This window comes from uncultured Corynebacterium sp. (genome assembly GCF_902489365.1).
Lineage (GTDB): Bacteria > Actinomycetota > Actinomycetes > Mycobacteriales > Mycobacteriaceae > Corynebacterium.
The window spans coordinates 1-26,745 of the sequence record NZ_CABTZR010000018.1; the positions used below are offsets into that span (position 1 = coordinate 1).

The window sequence follows — 26,745 nt, forward strand, 5'->3', positions numbered from 1 at the left end:
TATCCACACGAAATGTCCCTTAAGCCCCTTCGCGTAGAAGCTAAGCGCGTTGTAGCGGCCGTCATTTTCAGGCACACTGTTTCCCGTGCAGATTTACAACCTCGCCAATATTCCTTCCCCGCCACAAGGCGTGTGGCATCTCGGCCCGGTCCCGATTCGTGCTTATGCCATGTGCATCATCGTCGGCATTCTCGTCGCGATGTGGATGACGCTGCGCCGTTATACCGCTCGCGGTGGCAACCCTGACGTGGTGTGGGATGCTGCCCTAGTGGTGATCCCGGCCGGCATCATTGGCGGGCGCCTCTATCACGTGATTACGGATTACGATAAGTACTTTTGCTCCACGTGTGATCCCATCGATGCAGTGAAAATCACCAACGGGGGGCTCGGTATCTGGGGCGCAGTCGCGCTGGGCGCGGTGGCTCTGTGGATCATGTTCAAGATTAAGGGTATTCCGTTGGGTCCCTTTGCTGATGCCGTCGCCCCAGGGCTAATCCTAGCCCAGGCCATTGGCCGCCTGGGCAATTGGTTTAATCAGGAACTGTATGGCCGTGAGACCACTGTCCCGTGGGCCCTCGACATCTACTACCGAGTTAATGAAAGTGGTGAGTATGCGCCCATCAGCGGCCGCTCGACTGGGGAAATAGTGGCCTCTGTGCATCCGACCTTTCTCTATGAGCTTGTGTGGAACGTGGCGGTATGCGTGTTCCTGCTTTGGGCGCATAAGGCGTTCAAGCTTGGCCATGGTCGCGTCTTCGCGCTGTATGTTGCCGGGTACACAGCGGGCCGCTTCGTCGTGGAAAATATGCGTGCGGACGACGCCACGCACATCTTCGGACTCCGGGTCAACGTCATCGTTTCCGTGGTCTGCTTTGTCGTGGCGCTTATCGTGTACTTCCGGTTGCCGCGCGGGCAGGAATCGCCGGAGGAAGTCGATCCCACCCGCGCTACCGAGACTGCGGTGGGCAGCGCTGCCGAGGGTAGAGCCGGTGAGTCTAAATGGTGACGATGCGGGTAGTGCCCACCGGATATAGTCCGTGAGATTCTGTGGAGTAGCCGGGATCACACGTGGCTTTTGCGGCCCCTAACACAGCAACCTAAAGACCAGTGCGACGGAACTGAAATGCCCGGATGTGCCCGGTTATTACCGTTTGTAGCTGTAATGTGGGCGTCGCGTGTTCCGCTTGGAATACCGGCGTTACGGGTCGAAAAACCCGGCATGAGCTTCGTTCGTGGTGGCCGACACCAGTAAACGGGGGTAGTTTAGGAACCGTTAGAAACTCCCGATGTGAATAAGGCACTCCATGTTGGATAGAAGAACCAAAATCGTTTGTACGTTGGGTCCTGCAGTCGCAAGCAAGGAAGGAATTCTTGGGCTTGTTGAAGCAGGCATGAACGTGGCGCGTCTGAACATGTCCCACGGCGAGCATGCGGACCACGAGGCGAACTACCGCTGGGTCCGCGAGGCCACCGATGAGACCGGCCACGCAGTCGGCGTCTTGGCGGACCTGCAAGGCCCGAAGATTCGCCTAGGCCGTTTCGTCAACGGTGAAGAGATGTGGAAGGACGGCGACATCGTCCGCATCACCGTTGATGACGTCGAAGGCACGCACGACCGCGTGTCCACCACCTACAAGAACTTGGCGCAGGACGCGAAGCCGGGTGACCGCCTGCTGATCGACGACGGCAAGGTCGCCGTCGTGTGCAAGGAAGTCGATGGCAACGACGTTGTCTGCGAGGTTACCGAGGGCGGACCGGTCTCGAACAACAAGGGCGTGTCCCTGCCGGGAATGGACATTTCTGTTCCGGCGCTGTCGGAAAAGGACATCGCAGATCTTCGCTTCGCCTTGAAGCTCGGCGTAGACATGGTTGCCTTGTCTTTCGTGCGCTCCCCGGCTGACGTAGACAAAGTCCACGAGATCATGGATGAGGAGGGCCGTCGTGTTCCGGTCATCGCCAAGCTCGAGAAGCCGGAGGCAGTCGACGCCCTCGAGTCCATCGTCCTAGCCTTCGATGCCATCATGATCGCCCGCGGTGACCTCGGCGTCGAGGTTCCGCTGGAACAGGTTCCGCTGTTCCAGAAGCGCGCTATCCAGATCGCTCGTGAGAACGCCAAGCCGGTGATCGTGGCAACGCAGATGCTCGATTCGATGATCTCCAACCTGCGCCCGACTCGTGCGGAGGCCTCTGACGTTGCCAACGCAGTGCTCGATGGCGCCGATGCGGTCATGCTCTCCGGTGAGACCTCCGTCGGCATCGACCCCCACAATGTTGTGCGCACGATGTCCCGGATCGTGATGAATGCTGAGCAGGGCGGCCAGGTTCCTCCGCTGACGCACGTCCCGCGCACCAAGCGCGGCGTTGTGTCTTACTCCGCACGCGATATTGCTGAGCGCCTTAACGCGAAGGCTATCGTGGCCTTTACGACGTCCGGTGATACCGCCAAGCGCGTGGCTCGTCTGCACTCCCCGTTGCCGCTCTTGGCCTTTACCCCGCACCCGGCGGTGCGCTCGCAGCTGGCCTTGACGTGGGGCGCGGAGACGTTCCTGAGTGAAGCGGTTGAGTCCACCGATGACATGATGGCAGCCATCGATGAGGCTCTGCTGGGGATGGACAAGTACAAGGAGGGCGACATGATTATCGTCATCGCCGGTACCCCTCCTGGAATCTCCGGTAACACGAATATGATTCAGGTCCACGAACTGGGTCAGACCCTGCGCGATAAGTAATACTGTCGCAGATAAGCAGACAGCGCCGCCTCACCCCGGTTGCTTCCTTACCCACTAAGTGGAAGGAGGAACGGTGGTGAGGTGGCGCTTTGTCTGTGAGGAAAGCCCGTCAAGGGGTTAATAGGAAATAGTGCGTCTATTAACCCCTTTTTGTCTAGACGTTGGAAATGGGGGTCGGGGCCAGCTTCCACACCTCGTTGGCGTAGTCAGCGATGGTGCGGTCGGAAGAGAAGCGCCCGGAGTAGCAGATGTTGAGCCAGGCCTTCTTGGCCCATGCCATCTCGTCGGCGTCATAGTCGTTAGCCATGCGGTCACGGGTCTCGCGGTAGTCTGCGAAATCTCCGAGGACGTAGTAGGTGTCCTGAGCGTGCTCGCCAAAGCCGTCGAGCAGCGAGGAGCGCAGATCCCCAAACATACCGGCATTCTCAGAGCCCAACGTGCCATCGGTAAAGGCATCGAGGACGCGGGACAGACCTGGAATCGTGTTGTAGAGCTCGCCCGGGTTGTACTCGGCGCGAAGCTGCGGGATCTCCTCGTTGCGGGCGCCGAAGATGTAGGCATTCTCTTCGCCCACTGCCTCGACGATCTCCACATTGGCGCCATCCATCGTGCCCAAGGTCAGAGCACCGTTCATCATGAACTTCATGTTGGAGGTACCGGAGGCCTCCTTGCCGGCCACGGAGATCTGCTCGGAGACATCGGCGGCAGGGATGATGTGCTCGGCAGGGGAGACGTTGTAATTTTCCACAAAGACCACATTGAGCACGTCCTTGGTGGCCGGGTCGTTGTTGACCAAGTCACCGATGGTGTTGATGAGCTTGATGATGGCCTTTGCACGAACGTAGCCCGGGGCGGCCTTCGCACCGAAAATGAAGGTGCGCTTCGGAACGGTTTCGCCGTCGACCTTGATGCGGAAGTACAGGTCCAGAATGTACAGAGCGTTCATCAGCTGGCGCTTGTACTCGTGTAGGCGCTTGATCTGGACGTCGAAGATCGAATCCGGATCCACCGTGGCGCCTTGGTGTGCCTCGATCCATGCGGCAAAGTCCTGCTTGTTGGCGCGCTTGATGTTGATGAGCTGGCGCAGCACCTTCTCATCCTCGGCCAAGGAATCCAGCTTGGCCAGCTCGGTCAGATCGGTGACCCAGGCATCGGAACCAGCCTGCTCAGTGAGCAGGTCGGACAGGCGCGGGTTGCACATGCGCAGCCAGCGACGCGGGGTGACGCCGTTGGTCTTGTTATTGAACTTCTCCGGCCACAGTTCATACCACTCAGACAGAGTGTCCGCCTTGATGATTTCGGTGTGCAGCGCCGCCACGCCGTTAATGGAGTAAGCAGCGTAGCAGGCAATCCAGGCCATGTGGACGTGGCCATCGGACACCGGGGCCATGTAATCGATGCGGCCCTGGTCGAGGCCGCGCTGGGCCATGTCCTCGCGGAAACGGCGGTCAATCTCTTCCACGAGCTCCCAGATGCGCCAGAAGAGCTTCTGGAAGATGGAGATCTCCCAGCTTTCCAGGGCCTCTGCCAGCACCGTGTGGTTGGTGTAGGCAAAGGTCTCGGTGACGACCTTCCACGCCTCGTCCCAGCCCATTCCGTGTTCGTCGAGAAGCAGGCGGAGCAGCTCTGGGATGGCCAGTACGGGGTGGGTGTCATTGAGCTGGATGCAGTTGTACTCAGCGAAGCCGGTGAGATCCTCGCCGTGGTGCTCGATGTAATTGTCAATCATCTGCTGCAACGAGGCGGACATGAAGAAGTACTGCTGGCGAACTCGAAGGACCTTGCCTTCATAGGTGGTGTCGTTGGGGTAGAGGACACGGCAGATATCCATGACGCGCTCGCGCTCCACGATGGCCTCGGTGAAGCGCTGCGAGTTGAAGGCGTCATAGTCGAACTCATCGATGGGCTCGGACTTCCACAAGCGCAGCGTGCCCACGTTGTCGGTTCCATAGCCGGTAATTGGCATGTCATAGGGGATAGCGCGCACGTCCATGTCATCGAAATGCACTAGGCGCTGCTCGGAGGCGCGGCGAATGATGAAGTCATAACCATTCTCCATCCACGCATCCGGCTCTTCGCGCTGGAAGCCGTTGTCGAAGGACTGGCGGAACAGGCCGTAGCGGTAGAGCAGGCCGTAGCCGGTGACGGGGAAGTCTTGGGTGACAGCGGAGTCGAGGAAGCAGGCAGCCAAGCGGCCCAAACCGCCGTTTCCTAGTGCGGCATCGTGCTCGGCCTCGAGGACATCGGCCAACTCGTGGCCGGTGGCCTGGGTGGCGGCGCGGGCCTCGTCGACGAGGCCGATGTTGGTGAGGTTGTTGAGCAGGGCTCGACCCTGCAGGAATTCAGCCGAGAAATAGTGCTGCTGGCGGGTGGCGGCGTAGGCGCTGCGGGTGGCTTCCCAGTTGTCCGCAATCTGGTCCATTACCGAGGAAGACAGTCCGGACCAGAACTTGCGGTCGGTGGCAGCGGTGGGGGAGACGCCGGCGGCGGCGCGGACGTGTCCAGGAACTGCGGTCTGAAAATCGGAGTGCTGGGGTTGACTCATGAGAATCCTTCACCTTAGGCATAAAAATGCGGAAAAATACCAACTCTCAAGCTTAATCAGTTCCGTACTCACTCGCAGACCGCGCTGAGTACGGAAGACTAGTTCCCAAAGAAAGACAGCACGGCGGCAGCCCCAGCGCGGGTAGCTGAGCGCATGGTGGGCTCATAGTCCGGGAGGAACGTGGACTGATGGTTGACCGGCGGGTTGTCTAGGAGGTCCTTCGGCGTGGAACCGATGAACCAGAAGTAGTACGGCACGCCCCAGGCCTGCGGGAGGTAGCAGAAATCCTCGGACACGGTGGAGGGCGTGGCAGTGACGGAGAGATCACCAAAGACCGCGTCGAAGGCTGAGCGAACGGTCTCATGTGCGGCGGCGGCGTTGTCGGTGACTTCGCCGTGGGCGAAATACTCGAAGGTGGGTTCAGCGGGGCATCCCGATGCTTCACATTCAGCGCGCACCATGCGCTCGAGGGAAGCGTAGACGCGCTTGGCCAACTCCGGTTTGTAGTAGCGGGTGTTGAGGACCAGCTCGGCGCTTCCTGGAATGATGTTGTTCTTGTCGCCCGAGTGCAGCTCACCCACCGAGATGACGAAGAAGTCGTGGGGAGGTACTTCGCGGCCGACGATGGCTTGCAGGCGGGTCACCACCATGGCGGCCACGTAGGACGGATCGATGGCCTCATGTGGCATGGAAGCGTGCGCGGAGCGCCCCGTGATGCGGATGCGGAGGGAATCGCAGCCGGCCAGGATGGGGCCGGCGGTGGACTGCACTTGGCCGGCAGGACCGGGCATGACGTGTTGTCCTAGGCAGACATCCGGCGTGGGGACCCGGTCGGTGAGTCCATCAGCAATCATGTACTTGGCGCCCATGGATGATTCCTCCGCCGGCTGGAACAGTGCTAGGAAGGTGCCGCGCCAGGCTGCACGGTGGGCGTCGAGAATCGCGCACGCGCCGAGCAGTGCGGTGGCGTGCACATCGTGCCCGCACGCGTGCATTGCCCCGTTGGTGGCGGCGAAGGGCACGCCGGTTTCCTCGGTCACGGGGAGGGCATCAAAGTCGGCGCGCATCAGGGCGGTGGGGCCGTCGCCATTGCGGAAAATGGCGACGATGCCGTGGCCGCCGATGCCGGTGACGAGCTCGCAGTCGTAGTTCTCTAGTTGGTCGAGGATACGCCCGGCGGTGCGTTCCTCTTCGTGCGACAGCTCCGGATGGGCATGCAGATCTTCGTAGAAGGCGCGTTGCCAGCTGAGATCAACGGCGTCCTCCGAAAGGAGTGCAGTCAGCGTGGAAAGTGTGGGATCTGCCATAGTTACCGTCCTTGAAGTTTGGGTAGGGTTACCTACATGCCAATGATTCACTTTGATGTTCTGGTGCCGGATGCCCAAGCGGAGCGTGTGGCCGAAATCTTTAGCACTGCCACCCGTAAGTTGGTGGAAAACAACTCGCTGGCCTCTGCAGAGGTTACTCGTGTGCCTGAGCCTGTATTCCCAGAGGGGTTGGAAGAGCAGCTGCGCCAGACTTACCGTGAGGAACACGAAGAGCGGGACCTGGAGGGGGCGAGCGTGTATCGCTACGCCATCGCCGTCGATGGCGTGACGGGGTCTGTTAACCAGCTGACGATGGTCCTCGCGCGCCTGCTGACCCCGCATGCGGTGCTGCCGAAGGATCATGTGTTGCTGGAAGATGAGCTCGCCCACGAGCGCCCGGCTATCTTCCCGTGGGCGGTGCAGGTAGCCCCTTAGTCCCGCAGAAAGCTCTAATTCTGCAGGAAGTTCAGCACTAGGCGCTCGGCCGCGGCGCTAAGTTGCTCGGCCACGCTAGCGTGCGTGTCGCCGTCGAGCTCTTCGAGTAGCGCTCCCTGCGGTGCCGGGGCGGTAGCGGAGCCGGCGATGATGCCGAGAGCGGGCGGCCCAGTGAGCTCGGCCAGCGTGCCTACCACCTTTCCGGTGAGCGATTGTTCATCGAAGCGGCCTTCGCCGGTCAGGACGAGGTCCGCCTCGGCGATGCGCGCGGGAAGATCGAGGGCCTCAGCTACATAGCGGCCGCCCGGCACGATGCGGCAGTGCTCCGAGGTGCCCCACAGCGTGCGTGATAGCCAGCTCAGGGCGATGGGGATACCTCCGGCGGCACCAAAGAACTCGGCCTCCGGATCGGTGTCCGTGACCTCACACAACCGCAGCATCGCGCCGGCCAGTAGCGCTACCTGGTCGCCCTCGGCTCCCTTCTGTGGCCCATACATTGTTGCGGCCTGGATGGGCACGGCGCGGGTATCGGTAACCAAGGTGTAGTCCAACATGGCCGCCTTCATGTTCAGTTGCGCCGTGTCGATGTGGTCGAGGTTGACCAGCGGCGCACCCCCTTTGGGGAGGGCATAGCCGCGGGCATCGTGTGCGGCGGCGCCGAGTGCGGCGAGGATGCCCAATCCGCCGTCGATGCTGGCGCTACCGCCGAGGCCGAGAACGATGTGCGTGGCGCCGCGCGATTCGGCATCGGCCACCAACACGCCCGTGCCATATGAGTCCGCATGCAGCGGGTCGAGGGCATCGGAGACAGCAGGCAGCCCAGTTGCGGCGGCGACGTCGATGAAGGCTGTAGTGCCGACGAGCTGATAGCTGGCCTCGGTCAGGCGTCCAACAGCATCGGTAGTTGGCAGCGTAATGGTCTGACCCGCAGTGCAGTGGCGGGCCACGGCGGCACTAGCGAGAACCTCCGCGGTTCCCTCGCCACCATCGGCCGTGGGAAGGGCATGTACCTTCGCCGTGTCGGCATGCGGGGAGGAGCTCAGCGCGCGGCGCGCGCCGAGTGCAATGGCAGCGGCAGCTTCGGCGGCGGTGGCGGTGCCTTTAAAGGAATCGGGGGCAACAAGAATGCGCATGTTCACGAGTATATGGGGCTGTGTGTGACGAAAATTTTTCACCCTCTGACCTGCGCTTAAAAAGTCTCTCAGTACGTCCGTCTTGCAATTTAGGTCGATTGATAGAAAACTAACGGTTGTTCAATGGATGGAGCACCGACCGCGAGGCACGGTGTCGAATGAAAGGATACCCATGTCCATCGACCAGCAAATCTCCGACTATTACAGCAAGCTCCTCAAGCGTAATGCGGGCGAACCGGAATTCCACCAGGCGCTCGCTGAGGTCCTGGATTCCCTCAAGATCGTCCTCAACAAGGACCCTCACTACGCTGATTATGGCTTGGTCGAGCGGCTGTGCGAGCCCGAACGCCAGCTCATCTTCCGTGTTCCGTGGGTCGATGACAACGGCCAGATTCAGGTCAACCGTGGCTTCCGCGTGCAATTCAACTCGGCCCTCGGCCCGTATAAGGGCGGCCTGCGCTTCCACCCGAGCGTGAACCTGGGCATCATCAAGTTCCTTGGCTTCGAGCAGATTTTTAAGAACTCGCTGACCGGCCTTCCCATCGGCGGCGGCAAGGGTGGTTCTGACTTCGACCCGAAGGGCAAGTCCGAAGCCGAGGTCATGCGTTTTTGCCAGTCCTTCATGACGGAGTTGCACACCCACATTGGCGAGTATCGCGATGTGCCGGCCGGCGATATCGGCGTGGGCGGTCGCGAAATCGGTTTCCTGTTTGGCCAGTACCGCCGACTGGAAGGCAAACATGAGTCTGGCGTTCTTACCGGCAAGGGCCTGTCCTGGGGTGGCTCCCTCGTGCGCACTGAAGCCACCGGCTACGGTCTGGTCTACTTGACCTCGGAGATGATGAAGACCCACGGCGAGTCCTTCGACGGCGCCAAGGTCATTGTTTCCGGCTCCGGCAACGTCGCCATCTACGCTGCCGAGAAGGTTCAGCAGCTCGGCGGAACCGTCGTGGCGATGTCTGATTCCTCCGGCTACATCACGACGCCGAACGGTGTGGACTTGGAGCTGCTCAAAGACATCAAGGAAGTCCGCCGCGAGCGCATCTCCACCTACGCCGGCGAGGCTGGCGCGGGTGTGGAGTACCACGAGGGCGGTAACGTATGGGAGGTCAGCGCCGACGTTGCCCTGCCGTGTGCGACCCAAAACGAGCTCGACGGCGATGACGCCAAGCTCCTGGTAAAGAACCAGATCCGCTACGTTGCTGAGGGCGCAAACATGCCGTGTACCCCAGAAGCCGCGCACTACTTCGGGGAGAGCGGAATCGCCTTCGCGCCGGGCAAGGCGGCGAATGCGGGCGGTGTGGCGACCTCCGCGCTGGAGATGCAGCAGAATGCATCCCGCGACTCCTGGTCCTTCGAGTACACCGACCAGCGCCTGCATGAGATCATGTCCAATATCTTCCGTAACATCGACAAGACCTCCAAGGAATACGGCCTGGAGGGTGACTACGTAGCGGGCGCCAACATTGCCGGCTTCAAGAAGGTGGCCGACGCCATGCTGGCCCAAGGCGTTATCTAGCCGCTTCCTTATCTCTGTATCCGCGTTCAACCTCCCCGCTTGTCGGGGAGGTTTTCGCTCTTTCTTCCCGCGTGGGATACGTCCCAGTGCGCGTGCGCTTGGATAGGCTGGTGCCATGTACCGCGTATTTGAGTCCCTCGATGAACTTGTTCGCAATCTGGAACAGGCCTATGCCGTTCCCATGACCTCCAATTGCATGGTTCCGCGCCACGAAATGCTGGCGCTTCTCGACGATCTCCGCAACGCCCTCCCCGTTGAAATGGATGATGCTCAGGACGTCCTGGATAAGCAGGATGAGATCCTGCAGGGTGCCGAGGAACGCGCGAACCACATCATCTCCGATGCCAACGCAGAAGCCGATGACACCGTTACCCGTGCGCGCGAGGACTCCGACGCCATGCTGGCCGATGCCCAGCACCGCGCCACCACCATGGTGGCCCAAGCAGAAGACGAGGCCACCAACCTAGTAGAAAACGCGCGGTCTGATGCTGAGCGCACCCGCGCCCAGGCAGACGAGGAGTACCAGCGCACCGTTGCTGCTGGCCAGGCCGAGCAGGACCGTTTGGTCTCTGAATCCGAAGTTGTGCGCCGCGCCGACGACGAAGCGCACCGCATCGTGGAATCTGCCCACTCTGAATCCAACCGACTGCGCACCGAGTGCGATGAATTCGTCGACGCCAAGCTGGCGGAATTCGAAACCACTTTGTCGGATCTCCTGCGCACCGTCAACAATGATCGCTCCGCCCTGCGGCGAGGCGCCGGTGTGCGCTCCCGCGGGGAGTCTCGCGGCGAGGGGCGCACTAGTGCGCGCGAACACCGCGAGCCGGGGCGCCGTGCACCCCGCGCGCCCCGCGACTACTAACGTGAACTAACGTGCGTGCCTCCTCCGCGCGGCGGATACGGGCGGCTTCCTTAGCTGACATGGTGCTCAGTGCCGCGGCAAGTCCGGCGGAGATGAGGCCTGGGAGCGCATAGAGCAGCCACATGATGCCGAAGTCCGTGTCTACGGCGTGGGGTTCTGAGAGAGGGTCCCAGGCGGCGTCAGCAAGCATCAGCAGCACATCCACCGCTCCGACTGTGAGCATCATCAACCCAATCCCCATGCCAGCGGCCGAAAAGGACTCCCGCGCGCCCCACGCGATGAGTGCGGCAAAAAGTGAGAACAGCGACGAAGAAATAATGACAATCGGCCCAAAGTGCAGGGGGAGAAGCGACACGGCACCGACGATCACGCCTGCAAGGGCACTGGCGAGAGCCACGTGGTGCAAGGAAAGGCCGGCATCGCCAAAGATGCTCGGGCGGTATCGAGTGATGACGTGGCGGCACGCCACCCCGGCAACAGCCAGTGCTACGGCGGGGACAAGGCACTGCAGTGGAAAGCTGAGTGCGAGGTCGCGTGCCGTGGCGGCCAGAGGCGCCGTGCCCGTCGCGGTGTAGCTCATGGGGATTTAGGCTAAAAGCCTGAAGCAGAAGAATCGAGGCTTTTGCGCAAGTGCTTAAGTGGCTATGACCCGGCATTCAGGTCCTTGCCAGTCTAGGGCGCAGGGGGCAGCACAGGGTAAGCTGGTGGGCGCTATGAAATCACCATTGAAGTTCGACGTGACGGAATTGCTCCGCAGCCAAGGAACCGAGGCGCTGCCTGAGCACCGCGTGCAGACCGGACCCGCGCCAGAGCGCATCGGCGTGGAAATGATCGGCATCCCGGAAGGCGCTGAAGTCACGGTGGAAGCCACCTTGACCCCGTTGGGCTCCGGCGTGTTGGTAGATGCTGATGTCACCGGCACTCTCAGCGGTGAATGCGCGCGCTGCTTGGCTGAGCTACAACCAGAGCTGGATCTCCACGTGTCCCAGGTGTTTTCCGCAGAGGAATCCTTCGTCAGCGGGGATGAGATCGAGGAGGAGGATCGCGGTTCGGGCGATGAGGTGCCCGAGATTCAGGACGGGATTCTTGACCTCCTGCAGACCGTGATCGATGAGGCAGGATTGTCCCTTCCCTTTGCGCCAACGTGCGAAGGCGGCTGTGAGGTGGACGTGCCCGAAGGCGTGACCACGGGTGTATCCGGGGAAGAAGAACGCGTTGATCCGCGGTGGTCTGGGCTGGAGAAATTCCTATGAGCAAGAAGAAGAAACTGACCGGTGAGCAGGCCCTTGCCGCAGCATTCGCGGAGGTAGACCACGCCCCGCTGCTGAAAGCACTCGGCGTGGAGCTCAGCGATGAGCTGCTGTGTTTGGCGCTGACGCACCGTTCCTTTGCTAATGAGAATGGGCACCTGCCCAACAATGAGCGCTTGGAGTTCCTCGGGGACGCGGTCTTGGGCTTGTCCGTCGCGGCCAAGCTCTACGACAAGTACCCCTCGCGCCCCGAGTCGGATATTTCCAAGATGCGTGCGTCCATCGTGTCGCGCTATGGCCTGTCCGACGTGGCCCGCGAAATCGGTGTGGGCGACCACGTCTTGTTAGGCAAGGGCGAACAGGCCACCGGAGGACGCGACAAGGACTCCATCTTGGCCGATACCACCGAGGCCATCCTGGGGGCTATCTACCGCCAGCATGGTTTTGAGGTTGCCCGCGGGGTGGTGCTGAAGCTGTTCGCCGCCAAGATTGACAACGCCGTGGTGTCCGGCCGTCATATGGACTGGAAGACCACCTTGCAGGAGCTGTGCGCGGAGCTGAAGGCCGCGATGCCGGTGTACTCGGCCACCTCGACGGGTCCTGAGCACGATCAGACCTTCAACGCCGTGGCCACCGTGGCCGGCTTGACTGTGGGCCGGGGGACGGGCCACAACAAGAAGCTCGCTGAGCAGCAGGCGGCGGAGGAAGCGTGCCAAACCTTGCGTGAGACGCCATTGCTGGTGCAGGGCACCGCCGGCAAAGAAAGCTAAACCACGAGGACTCGATGCCAGAACTTCCCGAAGTTGAGTCCGTCCGCCGCGGGCTTGAGCCTTATGTTGTGGGGCGCTCCTTCGCAGCAGTAGAGGTTCTCCACCCACGCGCCAACCGGGGCCAGGAAGCCCCGCTGTCCGCGCTGCTGGTGGGCAGGAAGATTGCCGCGGTGGCGCGCCGCGGCAAGTTCATGTGGCTGGAGTTCGCCGACGAGGACCACACCGACCCAGCACGCGATGTACTCTTCATCCACCTCGGCATGTCGGGGCAGGTGCGGATCGGTGAGGTAGATTCGCCGCATGTGCGCATCGCCGCCGTGCTTGACGACGCCACCCGCCTCAGCTTCGTGGACCAACGCACCTTCGGTTATTGGCGTCTCAGGCCGTGGCTGAGCATGGCGCATATCGCTCCCGATCCTCTCGAAGCAGACTTCGACCTGACCGCGGCAGGGAGGCGCTTGCGCGCGAAACACACCGCGGTCAAGGTGGCTCTGCTCGACCAAACGGTGCTCAGCGGGGTGGGCAATATTTATGCCGATGAGGCGCTGTGGGCGGCCCAGGTTTCTCCGCTGAAGAAGGCTAGCGCTCTGCGGCAGCGCGATGCCGTCGCTGTGATTTCCGCGGCCGCCGATGTCATGCGCGCGGCGCTCGCCGTTGGCGGAACCAGCTTTGATGCGTTGTACGTCAACGTCAACGGCGAATCGGGATATTTTGACCGTTCCTTACATGTCTATGGCAGGGGTGGCCAGCCCTGTGATCGCTGCGGTGAGGTAATCCTGAAAACCGTGCTTGGCGGGCGTGGTACTCACTATTGCCCGTCCTGTCAGCACCGCGGCTCGGGGAAGTAGTCGGCCGCCCACTAGGGCAGCCGACTAGGACGATGCTGGGGATAGTTATTAATGTGTAACCCATGCAAGAATTCTTCAGCACCGTGATTGGTGTCATTAACGACAGCCTGTGGTCCTATGTCCTGCCTTGGCTGCTCATTGCCGCGGGCCTCTTCTTCGGCATCCGCACCGCCGTGGTGCAGGTCCGCATGGTGCCGGACATGTTCAAGGCGGTCGTCGAGAAGCCCAAGGGCGTCGGCGTCGATGAGGACGCCGACTACGGCGGAATCTCTGCCTTCAAGGCATTTACCATTTCAGCGGCCTCTCGTGTGGGCACCGGCAACGTTGCAGGCGTGGCCGTGGCTATCTCCGTGGGCGGGCCCGGCGCGGTGTTTTGGATGTGGCTCATCGCCATCCTGGGTGGTGCGACAGCATTCGTGGAGTCCACGCTGGCGCAGCTGTGGAAGGTGCGCGAGGGGGACGCCTACCGCGGTGGCCCGGCCTATTACATGTCCCGTGGCCTGGGGTGGAAACCTTTAGCAACCATCTTCTCCGTGGCCATCGCCATTACCTTTGGCTGGTTTTACAATGCGTTCCAGACCAACGCCATTTCCGATTCTTTGGCGGCCTCTTTTGGCCAGGATTCCGAGGCCTTCAAGGCAGGCGTGGGTATAGCCATCGTCGTTGTAGCCGGTCTCATCATCATTGGTGGAGTGCAACGCATCGCCTCGATGACCCAGTTTATCGTGCCGTTTATGGCAGGCGCCTATCTCATCTTGGGCCTCATCGTCGTTATTGTGAACTTTGACAAGGTGCCGGACATGTTCGTCTCGATTGTGGGCTCCGCCTTCGGCTTCCGTGAGGCTGCTGGCGCGACACTGGGCATGGCCATGCTCAAGGGCATCCAGCGTGGTTTGTTCTCCAACGAAGCGGGCGAAGGTTCGGCGCCGAACGCAGCAGCTACTGCGACGGTATCCCACCCAGTCAAGCAGGGCCTCGTGCAGACCCTCGGCGTGTACTTCGACACCCTGGTGGTGTGTACGATTACCGCTTTCATCATTCTGTTGGGCACTGATTTCGAGCGTTTCGGCTCTGATGCGATTGAGGGCGTGACGCTGACCCAGAATGCGCTCTCCGGCGTGGTGGGAGAGTGGGGCATCCACTTTGTCACTTTCATCCTGTTCTTCCTGGCCTTCTCCTCGATTCTGGGCAACTACTACCTTGCCGAGTCCAACGTGGAATACCTCTCGGAGAAGAAGTGGGTGCTGTGGGCTTTCCGTCTCATCGTGTTGGCCTTCGTCTTCTATGGTGCAGTGGCCCCGCTGGGCACCGTGTTCGACCTGGCCGATACCGGCGCTGCCATCATGGTTCTGCTCAACGTGTGCGCCATCGTGCCGCTGTCGGGCGTGGCCATCAAGCTGCTGAAGAACTACAACGAGCAGCGCCGCAAGGGCCTGGATCCCGTCTTCCACCGTGATATGCTGCCGGAATTGCAGAACGTTGAGTGCTGGGATGGCACGGATCCGGTAACCCGCCGCAGCGCGGAGGACCGCCGCCGCCTCAAGCACGAGCACGACTTGGGTGATCGCACGAACTTGAGGGAGTACTAAATGGCGCAGCAGGCAGCAGCCACAGGGAATGAACGGCTCACGGCTTTCGTTCATGGCCACGTCCAAGGCGTGGGCTTTCGCTGGTGGACGCGTTCCCGTGCTCTCGAACTAGGGCTGGCAGGACACGCGACGAACCTGCAGGATGGTCGCGTCCAGGTGGTTGCTGAAGGCCCGCGCGCTGACTGCGAGAGGCTGCTGGCCTTGCTGCGTGAAGAACCGTCGACGACGCGCCGCCCGGGCATGGTGAACGCCGTGGTGGAGCAGTGGGCCGCACCGCGCGGTGAGTCGGGCTTCATCGAGCGCTAAACTTATTCGAATGCACCTCAAATCGCTCACGCTCAAAGGATTCAAGTCCTTCGCGTCCGCGACGAATCTGAAATTCGAGCCTGGCATCTGTGCCGTGGTGGGGCCGAATGGCTCGGGTAAATCAAACGTCGTCGATGCTCTCGCGTGGGTCATGGGTGAAGGCAGCGCCAAGACGCTGCGCGGCGGCAAGATGCAGGACGTCATCTTTGCCGGTGCCGGGGACCGCAAGGCCCTCGGCCGCGCTGAGGTCACGCTGACGATTGACAATTCCGATGGTGCCTTGCCCATCGAGTATTCGGAGGTTTCCGTCACCCGCCGCATGTTCCGGGATGGCGCGAGCGAATATGAGATCAATGGGGCGAAGGCGCGCCTCATGGATATCCAAGAGCTGCTGTCTGATTCCGGCATTGGCCGCGAGATGCACATCATCGTGGGCCAGGGAAAGCTGGCGGAGATTCTGGAATCCCGCCCGGAGGATCGCCGCGCCTATATCGAAGAAGCCGCGGGCGTGCTCAAACACCGCCGCCGCAAGGAAAAAGCGCAACGCAAGCTGACGGGCATGCAGGCCAACCTGGATCGCCTGCAGGACTTGACCGATGAGCTGGGCAAACAGCTCAAGCCGCTGGCGCGCCAAGCGGAGGCCGCCCAGCGCGCAGCCACCGTGCAGGCGGATTTGCGCGATGCCCGCCTGCGTCTTGCCGGCGACCGCGTGGTGCGGTTGCGCGCGACATTCGAGGATGCTGAGAAGCGCGCGGCGGTGCTCGCCGAGCAGGTCGAGGAAGTGACCGCCCAGCTGGAAGAGGCGACCGAAATCCAGCTCGAGGTAGAAGCCGAGCTGGGGGATGTCACTCCGCGCGCGGAGGCCGCGCAGAAGCTGTGGTTCGAGTTATCGACCCTCAGCGAGCGAATCTCCGCCACGCAGCGCATCGCGGCCGAGCGCGCCAGCAACGTTGGCTCACAGGTGGCCTACGCGGGCCAGGATCCGGAGGAGTTGGAGGCGCGCGCACAGCGGGCTGATGAGGAGCACGAAGAGTTGCTGGCCGCCGCCGAGGAGGCTGCAGAGCGCTTGGAATCGATCCGGGAGGAAGTAGCCGAGCGCCGGGAAGCCTTCGAGGCCGCAGATAAGGAACACATGGCGCAGCTGCGCGCCATTGCGGATCGCCGCGAAGGCGTGGTTCGTCTCATCGCCGCCGAGGAGAACTTAGCCGGTCAAGTAAGTTCCGCGGAGTCCGAGTTGGCGCGACAGGAAGAGACCTTAGCGAATACGAAGGCGCGCACTAGGGGAGCGCAGGCGGAAGCTGATGAGGTGGCGGACAAGCTGGAACACCTGGCTGCCGAGCGTGAGCCGCTGGAGGAAGCACATGTGCGCGCGGCCAGCGAGTCCGCCGCGGCCGATAAACGCTTGGAGCAGCTGCGTGATGCCCAGCGGGAGCACGAGCGCAGCGTGTACAGTTTGCGCGCTCGGATCGACACTCTGGGCCAGACCGTTCCGGAAGCGCTGGATCTCGGTGAGGGCTTTAAACCTCTCGCGGAGTTCATCTCCACGCGTTATGAGACGGCCGTTGCCGCTGCGCTGGGTTCTTTCGCCGAAGCACAAGCCGGCGCGGTGAGCGGGGATATTGTGCGCGATCTTGCGGAGGCGAGCCGCACGCCGCTGATCGACGTAGCCGCGGAACCCACCGGTTCAGCTTGGCGCCTTGACGCGGACTTACCTTCCGGTGCTCGCTGGTTGTTGGACCAGATGGTCTTGGTCCCAGAAGTCTCAGCGGCGGTGACGCGGTTGCTCTCCGACGTGGTCCTAGTTGATGACTATGGCGCGGCCCGTGAACTCATTGCGGAGGATCCGCGCTTGCGGGCTGTGACCTCTGAGGGCCTGCTCGTCGGCGAAGGCTGGGTGGAGGCAGGAACGGGCGCCGTCTCCACCGTTGAGGTAAGCGGCCAGATTGCAGAGGCCGAGCAACATCTGGAGACCGCCACCCACGAGCTGGAGGAGCTATCGGGCACCCTAGAAGGCGCGAAGCTCGCGGCGGACGATGCGCGCGTGGGTGCGGCGAGCGCCACGGCCGCACTGCGGGAGCACGATCACGAACTCGAAGCGTGGAAGCGCGATCACCAGCGCTTGCTCAAGCAGTACGAGGCAAACAAGGCTGAGCACGAAAAGGCGGCCGCACGCGCTACGGATATCGAAGTGCAATTGGCCCGCCTGCGCGAGGAGCTGGCGGAGGCGCGTGACCGCTTGTCCCGCGTGGACGCCGAAGAACAGGCTGATGAACCCTCCTCGGTGGAACGCGATGCAGCCTCGACGGCCCTCGAACAGGTTAAAACCATGGAGGTGGAGGCCCAGCTGGCGGCCCGCAGCGCCGAAGAGAAGGTCGGCCAGGCAGCGGGCAGGGGAGAGGCCCTGCGGCGCCAAGCCCAGCACGAGCGCCAAGCCAAGGCCCGCCACGATCAGGCGATGGCCCGCCGGCAGGCACAGGCTCGGTTGGCGGGGGCCGTCGACAAGCATGCTCAAGATTTGGCTGCCCGCACCGCGCAGGCACTCGAGCGAGCGGCCGAAGAACGCGATGAGCTGGTCACCCAGCGCGGTGTGCTGCAGGGCCGCGCGCAGTCGGCGAAGCAAGCGGTCTCCTCGACCCGTCAGCAGCTGGATCGCCTGACCGACTCCGCGCATAACTCCGAGATTGCCCGCAGCCAGGCGCAGGTGCGCGTGGACGAGGCCGAGGAGAAAATCGTGGAGCAGCTCGGCATTGCGATCCCCGACCTGCTCAAGGACTACACCCCGGGTGAGGATTTTGATCGTTCCGCCGAAACCAAGCGGTTGAAGCAGGCGGAGAAGGACCTCAATTCCTTGGGTAAGGTCAACCCGCTGGCCTTGGAAGAATACAAGGCACTAGAAGAGCGCTATAGCTTCTTGTCCACGCAGCTGGATGATGTCATCCAGGCCCGCAAGGATCTAACTGGCGTTATCGAAGATGTGGACGCGCAAATCTTGCAGCTGTTCACGGACGCCTGGCACGACGTGGAAGCAGAGTTTCCCAAGGTCTTCCAGACGCTGTTTCCGGGTGGCGAGGGTCGTCTCATCCTCACGGAGCCGGATGACATGCTGGCCACCGGCATCGAGGTAGAGGCCCGCCCGCCGGGCAAGAAGGTGAAGCGCTTGTCGCTGCTCTCGGGCGGCGAGAAGTCCCTCACTGCCCTCGCCATGCTCGTGGCGATTTTCCGCGCACGCCCCTCACCGTTCTACGTCATGGACGAGGTGGAAGCCGCGCTTGACGACGTCAACCTGCGCCGCCTCATCGCCCTTTTTGAGGAATTGCGTAAGGATTCCCAGCTCATCGTCATCACCCACCAGAAGCCGACGATGGACGTGGCCAACGTGCTCTATGGCGTCACGATGCGCGGCGATGGCGTGACGCGCGTGATTTCGCAGCGCATGTCCCGCGCCGGTGAGGCGCCGGGCACAGCACAGGCGGCGGAGGATGCGACGCGCCTCGGCGTGGACGCCCCGCGCTAACGGCGGGCACCAGTCCGAGGCTTTTCGGACTCCTCATCGTGCCGGGCGTGGACAACCCTGGCACTATGGAGGGCATGAATACTACTTTTATGTGGATTGCGATAGCAGTCATCGTCCTGATTCTGCTCGTGGTCTTGTTCGTTGTCTTGGGCAAGAAGCGCGGTGAGTCAAAGAAGGTTTCTTTTGAAAAGCCCGTGGAGGAGCCGAAGGAGCTGACCCAGCAGCAGAAGTCCGGCAACTACCAAGCCAAGTCTGGTTTTAATTTTGCCCCGGCTGGCGGCGGCGCTACCAAGGAGCCTGTGCCGGCAGCTAAGGGCGAGGAGCCCATGTCGGCCGAGCCCAAGGTTCAGCCGCAAGCGGAGCAGAAGTCTGAGCAGCGTGATGCCACTGAGCTGGCGAATGCTCAGCTCAAGAGAGAAGAGGAGACCCCGAAGGCAGCGAAGCCTACGGCAGAACCGAAGCCTCAGGCAGAGCCCAAGCCTCAGGCAGAGCCGAAACCGGGACCCGTCGCAGACGCGAAGCCGGTGAGCGCGCCGGAACCGGCTGCGCAGAAGGAGCCGGCAAAGGAGGAACCGGCAAAGGAGGAAGAAGAGAAGGATTCTTCCGCCGGCGTAGCCGCTGCAGGAGCGGTGGGCGCTGCCGCCGCTGGTGCTGGTGCTTCCGGCGCCGCTGCCGTTGAGAAGGATGAGAAGGACACGGAGGAAGCTGTCCCGGCCACCGCACCGGAGACTGCAGAACCGGAACCGGTAGTTGAAGCCCCGAAGGTAGAGGAGGAGCCTTCCGTCCAGTCTGAGGCCGAAAAAGAGACAGCAGCAGAGGTAGAAGCACGGCCTGAGACAGAAGCACAGGCCGAGTCAGAGGAGACTGAGCCAGAGGAAGCCGAAGCAGAGGAGGCCGCCGCGGCGGCGGAGGCACAGGCGGCGTCGGCAAGCGCGGCGCTCGAGGCTGAGCCCGAGGAGCTAGAGGTTTCCGAGGACGCCGAAGTCGTCGAGGCCCCGACATCTCAGCCGCAGGAGGATATTGCGCCGGCTGCCGGCCGCTTGGGCAAGCTGCGCGGGCGTCTGTCGCGCTCACAGAATGCTATCGGCCAAGGCCTCATGGGCATTCTCTCCGCTGGTGACCTGGATGATGATGCCTGGGAGGAAATCGAAGACACCCTCATCATGGCGGATTTGGGTACGAAGTCCACGATGCAAGTTACCGACTCCCTGCGTGACAAGATTGCGGAGCGCGGAGTCAGTTCCGAGGCCGAAGCCCGCGCCATGCTGCGCGAAGCCCTCATCGAGGTAGGCCACCCGGAGATGGACCGCTCCATCAAGGCCATGCCGAACGATGGCAAGCCAGCCGTCATCATGGTTGTCGGCGTCAACGGCACCGGCAAGACCACCACGACCGGCAAGCTGGCCCGCGTGCTCGTGTCGATGGGTCACAACGTCTTGCTCGGCGCGGCGGATACTTTCCGTGCAGCGGCCGCGGACCAGCTGGAGACCTGGGGCCGCCGCGTGGGCGCTACCACCGTGCGCGGCAAGGAAGGCGCGGACCCGGCCTCCGTGGCCTTTGATGCCGTGGCTGCTGGCGTCGACCAGGGCGTCGACGTCGTTCTCGTTGACACCGCTGGTCGTTTGCACACCTCCGTGGACCTCATGGACCAGTTGGGCAAGGTCAAGCGCGTGGTGGAGAAGAAGACCGAGGTTGATGAGGTCCTGCTTGTACTGGATGCGACGGTGGGGCAGAACGGCTTGACCCAGGCCCGTATCTTCCGCGATGTTGTTGATATCACCGGCGTTGTCCTCACGAAGCTGGATGGCACCGCCAAGGGCGGCATCGTTTTCCAGGTTCAGGAAGAACTCGGCGTGCCGGTCAAGCTCGTGGGCCTCGGCGAAGGCGCAGACGACCTTGCGCCGTTTGAGGTTGAAGGATTTGTTGATGCCTTGCTGGGGGAGAAGTAAGTCCTTATAGATCGCTGGGCTAGACCTAAGTTCTTTCGAGACGCAGCGCCTCCTATGTGAGGCGCTTTCGTCATCTTCGTCCCATTAAAGATGTGCTTTGGGGGAGGTCACAATGGTAGTCTAGGACAGTCCTGTCTATGTGAGGCTGAGTTTTCAGCCCTAACAACGGTTCGTGAGGCTACTCTTTCGTGACACTCTTGTATGTCGTCCTCCTCGCAGCTGTCGCAGTGGCGCTAGCACCGGTAGCCGTCAAGGTTGCTGATCGCGCAGCCGGCTACCCGCTAGCCGGCATTTTTATTATCGCCGCGGCACTGTTGGCTAAAGAATTTCCGGCACTGGCCCGTGGCGAAGAACTGTCCTATTCCGTGACGTGGGTGCGTGACGTCATTGCGCCTGGCGTCGACGTTAACCTCGCCTTCCGCGGCGATGCGTTGGGCGTTTTCTTTGCGATGTTGGCTCTCGTCATCGGCGCGGTGGTGTTCACCTACTCTGCGGCCTACCTGCCCAAGGGGAAAGGCAACGTCAGCTTTTATGTGCTGATGACCGCATTTACGCTGTCGATTCTCCTGCTCGTGCTGGCTAACGACGTCGTGGTGCTCTTCCTGGCTTGGGAGCTGGTATCGCTGGCGTCGTTCATGCTCATTGCACGCAGCGGAAAGTCAGGTGAGGCTGGTTCGCAGCGTACGTTGATCCTCACCTTCGTTGGCGGCCTCACCTTGTTGTCGGGCGTGGCGATTGCCGCAACGGCCGCGGGGACGACGAACCTTGAGGGCATCTTGGCCTCCGACGTATGGGCCGAGCGCCCGGGCCTGACCGCCGGGGTAGCCGTGCTCATTGCAGTATCGGCATTCACCAAGTCCGCGCAGTTCCCCTTCCACTTCTGGTTGCCGGAGGCCATGGCGGCTGCCACGCCGGTCTCGGCCTTCCTGCACGCGGCGGCCGTGGTCAAGGCCGGCGTGTACCTGTTGATTCGTTTCTCCACCATCTTCCACGACGTCGCCGCGTGGAACTGGCTGCTCATCGTGGTCGGCATGGGCACCGCCGTCATGTCCGCGGTCTTTGCCGTGCAGAAGACGGACTTGAAGAAGCTGACCGCCTACTCTACCGTGTCCCACCTGGGGTGGATTGTGGCCACCATCGGCGTCGGCACGCCCTTCGCCATCGCGGCGGCCCTCGTGCACACGCTGGCACACGCGCTGTTTAAGTCCTCCATCTTCATGCTCATCGGCGTGATTGACCATGAAGCTGGTTCACGTGACATCCGCCGCCTCGGCGTGTTGTGGAACAAGATGCCGTGGACCTTTGGCTCCATGCTCATCGGCGCTGCCTCCATGGCTGCGGTCCCGCCGCTCTTCGGTTTCGTGTCGAAGGAAGGAATGCTCACTGCCTTCGAAGATGCTCCCATCGGTTCAACAGGCCAGGTGCTGCTGCTCATCGTCGCCGGCGTGGGTGCGTTCTTCACGTTTACCTACTCCGCCAAGATTGTCTTCGGTGCCTTCTTCGATGGCCCGCGCAACATGTCGCATGTCCATGAAGCGCCGGTGCGGTTGTGGCTGCCCGCGGCGCTGCCCGGTGTGATGTCGGTGCCAATTATCTTCGTCATGGGAGCGCTTGATAAGCCGCTCGATAGCATCGTGGCGGCCATCGGCATGGAGGGCCATTCCCACCTCGCGCTGTGGCACGGCCTGAACGTCCCGCTGCTTATTTCTGTGGTGGTGCTGATCGTAGGTATCATCGCGTTGTTCTTCCGCGGTCCACTGTGGACGGCGATGGAGGAGCGCCAGCTCCTACCGCGTACCGGTAACCAAATCTTGAAGTGGATTCAGGATGTGTGCGCAGCCTTCGGCCGTTTCGTTGGCCGCATGTCCGATACCCACAACCCGTCGAAGCTGATCCTGCCGATCATCCTCCTAGTCATCATCCTGGCGGGCTCCACTCTGGTGTCCACGGGCGTCGATGGTGTGGCTCTCAACCCGCGCGTGGACGGCCTTGATAATCCGTGGGACCTGCTGCCGCTGGGCATCGTGGCGCTGTCCATGTTTGGTTTGGTGCGTACACGCAACCGCCTCACAGGCGCAGTCATGATTGGTACCGCGGGAACCGGCGTGACTTTGCAGATGTTCCTGCTGGGTGCACCGGACGTTGCCTTGACTCAGTTCACGGTGGAGGCGCTGTCCGTCATCGTCATGATGATGGTCCTGCGCTATCTGCCGGAGAAATTCCACCCAGTACAGAACACCAACCGCAAGGTGGGCTCCATCGTGGTGGCCGTGCTCGCTGGGCTCACCGCATTCCTGGGCGTGTGGGCGCTGATGGGGCGTCACGAGCGCTCGGACCTGGCCATGTGGTACCTCAACAACGCCCCGGATATCACGGGTGGCGACAACGTGGTGGCCACCATCATCGTGGAGTTCCGTGCACTCGATACCCTGGGCGAGCTGTCGGTGCTGGGCATGGCCGCCGTGGTTATCGCAGCGGTCACCTCGACGCTGCCGCGCTTCCCGTTCACCTCCGGCACACGCCCGGCTCCATTCGGCCAGTCGCAGCTCAACTCGGTGCCGCTGCGCAAGGGTATTGCCGTGGCCATCCCGATCCTGGTGGTCATGTCCTTCATCGTCTTCTACCGTGGACACCAGGCTTCCGGCGGCGGCTTCCCAGCGGCGCTCATCATGGGTGCGGCCATCGGCTTGACCTACCTCTCGCGTGGTACCGATGAGATTGTCTTTGGCCGCATGACCCCGATTCACCTCACCGGCGTGGGCATCATCGTGGCGCTGGTGGCAGGCTTCATCGGCTACATCCCGACGTCGCATAGCTCCGGTGGTTTTCTCACTGCCATCCATGGCCACGCCCTGGGGCAGCACTGGACGACGTCGCTCATCTTCGACCTGGGCATCTACCTCGCGGTGCTGGGCATGCTCACCATGGCCATCAATGCTTTGGGCGGCTACCTGCGCCCGGGCACCGAGCGGGACTACTTGCCATGGGTTCATGACGATGATTCCGCGCTGCCGAACACCCCGCGCGTGGTCATGGAGGATGTCGACGACCCGTACCCCGAGTCCATCAACCCGTCTTCGGACCCAACGGCGTTGCTCAATGACTCCGAGGCGCGCCACCGTGCGTCCTCGTCCCACCGAATTTCGGCTAAAGAGGAGAAGAACTCATGATCCTCGCACTGACCATTGCATTGCTCATCGGCAGCGCCGTATACCTCATCCAGCAGCGCGGCCTCGTGCACATCGTGCTGGGCATGATGGCTTTCGGCCACGGTGCCAACCTCATGCTCTTGGCCACCGGCGTGTACTCCTACCGCGGAGAGTCCTTTCCATCGCAGGTGGGCATGGACCAGATGGCGGACCCGCTGCCGCAGGCCTTTGTGCTGACCGCCGTGGTGATTTCCATGGCTACCTCGACCATCCTGCTGACCATGGCGGCGATGGGCGCGAACGACGACACGGACGTCGTTGAGCCGGTGGATGACAACACCATTGACCACGCTTTCTCCACGCTGGGACGAGACACCCAGAACCGGGAGATTCTGGAGCGCTCGGCCAACAAGATGGATCGTTTGAAAGAACTCGAACAAGAGGAGGACAACTAGATGTATGACACCGTAAGCGCCCTCCTCCCGCTCTTCCCGGCGGTTCCCCTCGTATCGGCGGCGCTGGCGCTCCTCGCGCCGTGGCACCGCGTGCGCGATGCCATCATGCTCATCGTTCCGGGCGTGGGTATCTTCGCCTCCTTTGCGCTGTTGCTCTACACCATGAGTAACGGTGTGGTGGCGCACAGCGTGGGTAACTACCTGGGCAACGCGGGTATTGCCTTCGCCGCCGATACGTTCTCGGCGCTGATGCTCATCACGACGATGATCGTGGCCTTCGGCGCCAACTGGTTTGCCATCGTGGGCGGTGAGACCAAGTCTCGTTACTACCCATCGCTGACGCTTATCCTGATCACCGGCGTATGCGGCGCCCTGCTCACCGCTGATCTCTTTAACTTCTTCGTGTTCATCGAGGTCATGCTGCTGCCCTCCTATGGCCTCATCACGATGTCCGGTACGTGGTCGCGCTTGGCCGCCGGCCGCGCCTTCGTGCTGGTCAACTTGTTCGCCTCCACGCTGCTTGTGGTCGGCGTGGGCTATATCTATTCGGTTACGGGCGTGGTCAACTTGGCGGCGCTGACGGGTGCTGCCGCCGGCAATGGCCCGGTGACGGTGGCCTCCGGCATCATCGTTATCGCCATCGCCGCGAAGGCCGGCGTGTTCCCCGTGCAGTCGTGGCTGCCGCGTACCTACCCGGGTACGTCGGCTGCGGTCATGGGCCTCTTCTCGGGCTTGCACACCAAGGTCGCGGTGTACATGCTCTACCGCCTGTGGGTGCAGCTGTTCGATATGGACCAGCGCTGGGGAACGCTCATCATCGTCATCATGATCATCTCCATGGCGGTGGGCTCCTTCGGCGGTTTGGCCGAGAACTCCATCCGCCGCGTGCTGGGCTACCAGATGCTCAACGGTATGCCCTTCATCCTGGTGATGATGGCATTTACGACCCACGATGCGCAGCGCGCGCTGGCTGCCGGAATCCTGTACACCATTCACCACATGCTCACGGTGGGCTCCCTCATCCTGGCCTCCGGTGCCATTGAGGAGACCTACGGCACGGGCAGGCTCAATAAGCTTTCCGGCCTCGCGCGCCGTGACCCCATCATCGCGTGGATCTTCGCCGCCGGTGCCTTCTCTGTCGTGGGTTTCCCGCCCTTCTCCGGCATGTGGGGAAAGGTTCTCATCGTCGCGGAGGTCGCCCGCACCGGCGGGGGATGGGCATGGACCGTCATCGCGGTGATTATCATCGCCTCCTTCGCGGCGTTCCTGGCCATGCTGCGCGTGTGGCGTCGCGTCTTCTGGGGCAAGGATCTGCCCAAGGAAAAAGTGCCCGATGAGCTGGTGATTCGTAAGAAGTTGATGGCGCCCTCGGCGGCGCTCATCCTGGGTTCGCTGACCATGTTCATCCTCTCCGGGCCGGTTATTAGCGTCACCATGGAAGCTTCTGCAGACTTGTTGAATACGGAGGCCTACGCACACGCAGTGCTTGGCGACGATCCCGTAGCCCTACCCGACATCGACTCCCTTCAGGAGGGCCGTTAAATGAAGACTGCGTTGCACGCCGTTGGCTACGCGTTGTGGCTGATCAAGGAAATCTTCGTCGCGGGCTTTTCACTGGCCGCGGAATCCTTCAAGCCGCAGAACAATTACCGCCCCGTGGTGCTGCGATATCCCTTGCGCGTGACGAGCGCGTGGGAAATCTTCTGGTTCACCTCGTCCATTACAGCAACGCCGGGCACCCTGTCGCTGGGCTTGCGCGAGCCGGTGGCAGAAGGTCTTCCGCGCATCGTGCTGGTCCAAGCCGTGATGGGGGATGACCCGGCCAGTGTTATGGCGGACCTCGCGGACATGGAGGAGCGCCTCGCGCCACGGGTGAAAGGCATTGACTATGGCGTGCCTGGCCAGGGCCCGACGGAGGAACTAGCCCCGACCTTCTACGAGTACACGCTCGATACGCTGGGCCGTCATATGCGAGCACCTGACATCGCGAAGGCGGACGATACCCCGCTGGCCGCTCACGATGTGGAGAAGTATTCCGTGTGGCCCCTACGCCAGGTCGCGCAGAACAAAGATGCCCGAAAGGATGATAAGAAATGATTGATTTTTCCTCGATGAGCGCCTTTCAGTGGGTAGTTTTTGTCTGCATTTTCCTGATCGGCGCGTCGGTGTGCGCGGCCCTAGTGTTGGCGCTGCGCTCCCGCGACGAGCTCACCCGTACCGTGATGAGTGACATGGTCTTCTACGGCATGTTGTGCATGTACATTGCGTGGGCCATGACTAATCACGCGTCCATCGTCTATGACATCGCCATGCTCGCGGCTATTGCGGCCGGCGTGCTGCCGACATTGTCGATGGCCCGTATTATCTCGAAGGGCAGGAGGTAAG

Annotated in this window: 21 protein-coding genes; 17 read left to right on the plus strand and 4 right to left on the minus strand. The window is 62.0% G+C overall.

Annotation, left to right across the window (positions count from 1 at the left end):
* Nucleotides 1–85 precede the first annotated feature (85 nt).
* Nucleotides 86–1,006 carry a prolipoprotein diacylglyceryl transferase gene (gene lgt / locus RDN59_RS04360; RefSeq protein WP_308606782.1) on the plus strand — a complete coding sequence of 307 codons (921 nt, stop codon included), beginning with the start codon at nt 86–88 and terminating at the stop codon, nt 1,004–1,006.
* A 301-nt stretch (nt 1,007–1,307) separates the two neighbouring features.
* Nucleotides 1,308–2,729 (plus strand): pyruvate kinase, encoded by a 1,422-nt coding sequence (pyk, locus tag RDN59_RS04365; protein WP_308606807.1) that lies wholly within the window; start codon nt 1,308–1,310, stop codon nt 2,727–2,729.
* 154 nt (nt 2,730–2,883) lie between these two features.
* On the opposite strand, the gene RDN59_RS04370 is transcribed toward pyk, so the two are convergent.
* Together RDN59_RS04370 and RDN59_RS04375 are read right to left on the minus strand one after the other, a co-directional pair.
* The gene (locus tag RDN59_RS04370; RefSeq protein ID WP_308606783.1) at nt 2,884–5,274 is read right to left on the minus strand and encodes a glycogen/starch/alpha-glucan phosphorylase; all 2,391 of its coding nucleotides are present in this window, start codon (nt 5,272–5,274) and stop codon (nt 2,884–2,886) included.
* A gap of 98 nt (nt 5,275–5,372) precedes the next feature.
* Nucleotides 5,373–6,581, minus strand: coding sequence for an amidohydrolase (locus RDN59_RS04375; RefSeq protein ID WP_308606784.1), 1,209 nt, complete (start codon nt 6,579–6,581; stop codon nt 5,373–5,375).
* A 36-nt stretch (nt 6,582–6,617) separates the two neighbouring features.
* Between RDN59_RS04375 and RDN59_RS04380 the strand changes: the two genes are divergently transcribed.
* Nucleotides 6,618–7,016, plus strand: a complete 399-nt coding sequence (locus RDN59_RS04380; RefSeq protein WP_308606785.1) for a hypothetical protein — start codon at nt 6,618–6,620, stop codon at nt 7,014–7,016.
* A gap of 14 nt (nt 7,017–7,030) precedes the next feature.
* Here the strand turns inward: RDN59_RS04380 and RDN59_RS04385 are convergent, their stop codons facing one another.
* A complete protein-coding gene (locus RDN59_RS04385; protein ID WP_308606786.1) occupies nt 7,031–8,149 on the minus strand; it encodes a glycerate kinase in 1,119 nt (372 codons plus the stop codon).
* Between the two features lie 172 nt (nt 8,150–8,321).
* Here RDN59_RS04385 and gdhA point away from each other — a divergent pair, with 172 nt between their 5' ends.
* Both gdhA and RDN59_RS04395 read left to right on the plus strand, forming a co-directional pair.
* Nucleotides 8,322–9,668, plus strand: a complete 1,347-nt coding sequence (gdhA, locus tag RDN59_RS04390; protein ID WP_308606787.1) for an NADP-specific glutamate dehydrogenase — start codon at nt 8,322–8,324, stop codon at nt 9,666–9,668.
* A 115-nt stretch (nt 9,669–9,783) separates the two neighbouring features.
* Nucleotides 9,784–10,530, plus strand: a complete 747-nt coding sequence (locus tag RDN59_RS04395; RefSeq protein ID WP_049155343.1) for a DivIVA domain-containing protein — start codon at nt 9,784–9,786, stop codon at nt 10,528–10,530.
* Here the strand turns inward: RDN59_RS04395 and RDN59_RS04400 are convergent.
* Nucleotides 10,469–11,110, minus strand: coding sequence for a hypothetical protein (locus tag RDN59_RS04400; protein WP_308606788.1), 642 nt, complete (start codon nt 11,108–11,110; stop codon nt 10,469–10,471). The genes RDN59_RS04395 and RDN59_RS04400 overlap by 62 nt on opposite strands.
* Nucleotides 11,111–11,243: 133 nt before the next feature.
* Here RDN59_RS04400 and RDN59_RS04405 point away from each other — a divergent pair, with 133 nt between their 5' ends.
* The 12 genes from RDN59_RS04405 (at nt 11,244) to RDN59_RS04460 (ending at nt 26,744) form a co-directional block, all read left to right on the plus strand.
* Nucleotides 11,244–11,783, plus strand: coding sequence for a YceD family protein (locus RDN59_RS04405; protein WP_308606789.1), 540 nt, complete (start codon nt 11,244–11,246; stop codon nt 11,781–11,783).
* Nucleotides 11,780–12,550 (plus strand): ribonuclease III, encoded by a 771-nt coding sequence (rnc, locus tag RDN59_RS04410; RefSeq protein WP_046648016.1) that lies wholly within the window; start codon nt 11,780–11,782, stop codon nt 12,548–12,550. The genes RDN59_RS04405 and rnc overlap by 4 nt, the downstream gene beginning before the upstream one ends.
* Nucleotides 12,551–12,564: 14 nt before the next feature.
* Nucleotides 12,565–13,398 carry a bifunctional DNA-formamidopyrimidine glycosylase/DNA-(apurinic or apyrimidinic site) lyase gene (gene mutM, locus RDN59_RS04415; RefSeq protein WP_308606790.1) on the plus strand — a complete coding sequence of 278 codons (834 nt, stop codon included), beginning with the start codon at nt 12,565–12,567 and terminating at the stop codon, nt 13,396–13,398.
* Nucleotides 13,399–13,460: 62 nt separating this feature from the next.
* Entirely contained in the window at nt 13,461–14,987 is a 1,527-nt protein-coding gene (locus RDN59_RS04420; protein WP_308606791.1) for an alanine/glycine:cation symporter family protein, read from the plus strand.
* Nucleotides 14,988–15,293, plus strand: coding sequence for an acylphosphatase (locus RDN59_RS04425; RefSeq protein WP_308606792.1), 306 nt, complete (start codon nt 14,988–14,990; stop codon nt 15,291–15,293).
* 10 nt (nt 15,294–15,303) lie between these two features.
* Nucleotides 15,304–18,807 (plus strand): chromosome segregation protein SMC, encoded by a 3,504-nt coding sequence (smc, locus tag RDN59_RS04430; protein ID WP_308606794.1) that lies wholly within the window; start codon nt 15,304–15,306, stop codon nt 18,805–18,807.
* Between the two features lie 74 nt (nt 18,808–18,881).
* On the plus strand, nt 18,882–20,756 hold the full coding sequence (gene ftsY / locus RDN59_RS04435; protein WP_308606795.1) for a signal recognition particle-docking protein FtsY: 1,875 nt from the start codon (nt 18,882–18,884) through the stop codon (nt 20,754–20,756).
* Between the two features lie 188 nt (nt 20,757–20,944).
* The gene (locus RDN59_RS04440; protein ID WP_308606796.1) at nt 20,945–23,926 is read left to right on the plus strand and encodes a DUF4040 family protein; all 2,982 of its coding nucleotides are present in this window, start codon (nt 20,945–20,947) and stop codon (nt 23,924–23,926) included.
* Nucleotides 23,923–24,360, plus strand: coding sequence for a cation:proton antiporter subunit C (locus RDN59_RS04445; protein WP_010190439.1), 438 nt, complete (start codon nt 23,923–23,925; stop codon nt 24,358–24,360). The genes RDN59_RS04440 and RDN59_RS04445 overlap by 4 nt, the downstream gene beginning before the upstream one ends.
* On the plus strand, nt 24,361–25,902 hold the full coding sequence (locus RDN59_RS04450; protein WP_308606797.1) for a monovalent cation/H+ antiporter subunit D family protein: 1,542 nt from the start codon (nt 24,361–24,363) through the stop codon (nt 25,900–25,902).
* A complete protein-coding gene (locus tag RDN59_RS04455) occupies nt 25,903–26,457 on the plus strand; it encodes a monovalent cation/H+ antiporter subunit E (protein WP_308606798.1) in 555 nt (184 codons plus the stop codon).
* The gene (locus RDN59_RS04460) at nt 26,454–26,744 is read left to right on the plus strand and encodes a cation:proton antiporter (protein WP_308606799.1); all 291 of its coding nucleotides are present in this window, start codon (nt 26,454–26,456) and stop codon (nt 26,742–26,744) included. The genes RDN59_RS04455 and RDN59_RS04460 overlap by 4 nt, the downstream gene beginning before the upstream one ends.
* Nucleotide 26,745 lies beyond the last annotated feature (1 nt).

Bases quoted from the DNA above. Each gene is read 5' to 3' on its own strand.
- RDN59_RS04455 (WP_308606798.1), top strand. From the start codon at position 25,903: ATGAAGACTGCGTTGCACGCCGTTGGCTACGCGTTGTGGCTGATCAAG.
- RDN59_RS04460 (WP_308606799.1), top strand. From the start codon at position 26,454: ATGATTGATTTTTCCTCGATGAGCGCCTTTCAGTGGGTAGTTTTTGTC.
- RDN59_RS04445 (WP_010190439.1), top strand. From the start codon at position 23,923: ATGATCCTCGCACTGACCATTGCATTGCTCATCGGCAGCGCCGTATAC.
- gdhA (WP_308606787.1), top strand. From the start codon at position 8,322: ATGTCCATCGACCAGCAAATCTCCGACTATTACAGCAAGCTCCTCAAG.
- RDN59_RS04405 (WP_308606789.1), top strand. From the start codon at position 11,244: ATGAAATCACCATTGAAGTTCGACGTGACGGAATTGCTCCGCAGCCAA.
- RDN59_RS04395 (WP_049155343.1), top strand. From the start codon at position 9,784: ATGTACCGCGTATTTGAGTCCCTCGATGAACTTGTTCGCAATCTGGAA.
- RDN59_RS04375 (WP_308606784.1), bottom strand. From the start codon at position 6,581: ATGGCAGATCCCACACTTTCCACGCTGACTGCACTCCTTTCGGAGGAC.
- RDN59_RS04450 (WP_308606797.1), top strand. From the start codon at position 24,361: ATGTATGACACCGTAAGCGCCCTCCTCCCGCTCTTCCCGGCGGTTCCC.
- ftsY (WP_308606795.1), top strand. From the start codon at position 18,882: ATGAATACTACTTTTATGTGGATTGCGATAGCAGTCATCGTCCTGATT.
- rnc (WP_046648016.1), top strand. From the start codon at position 11,780: ATGAGCAAGAAGAAGAAACTGACCGGTGAGCAGGCCCTTGCCGCAGCA.
- RDN59_RS04385 (WP_308606786.1), bottom strand. From the start codon at position 8,149: ATGCGCATTCTTGTTGCCCCCGATTCCTTTAAAGGCACCGCCACCGCC.
- mutM (WP_308606790.1), top strand. From the start codon at position 12,565: ATGCCAGAACTTCCCGAAGTTGAGTCCGTCCGCCGCGGGCTTGAGCCT.
- RDN59_RS04425 (WP_308606792.1), top strand. From the start codon at position 14,988: ATGGCGCAGCAGGCAGCAGCCACAGGGAATGAACGGCTCACGGCTTTC.
- RDN59_RS04370 (WP_308606783.1), bottom strand. From the start codon at position 5,274: ATGAGTCAACCCCAGCACTCCGATTTTCAGACCGCAGTTCCTGGACAC.
- smc (WP_308606794.1), top strand. From the start codon at position 15,304: ATGCACCTCAAATCGCTCACGCTCAAAGGATTCAAGTCCTTCGCGTCC.
- RDN59_RS04400 (WP_308606788.1), bottom strand. From the start codon at position 11,110: ATGAGCTACACCGCGACGGGCACGGCGCCTCTGGCCGCCACGGCACGC.
- RDN59_RS04420 (WP_308606791.1), top strand. From the start codon at position 13,461: ATGCAAGAATTCTTCAGCACCGTGATTGGTGTCATTAACGACAGCCTG.
- RDN59_RS04380 (WP_308606785.1), top strand. From the start codon at position 6,618: ATGCCAATGATTCACTTTGATGTTCTGGTGCCGGATGCCCAAGCGGAG.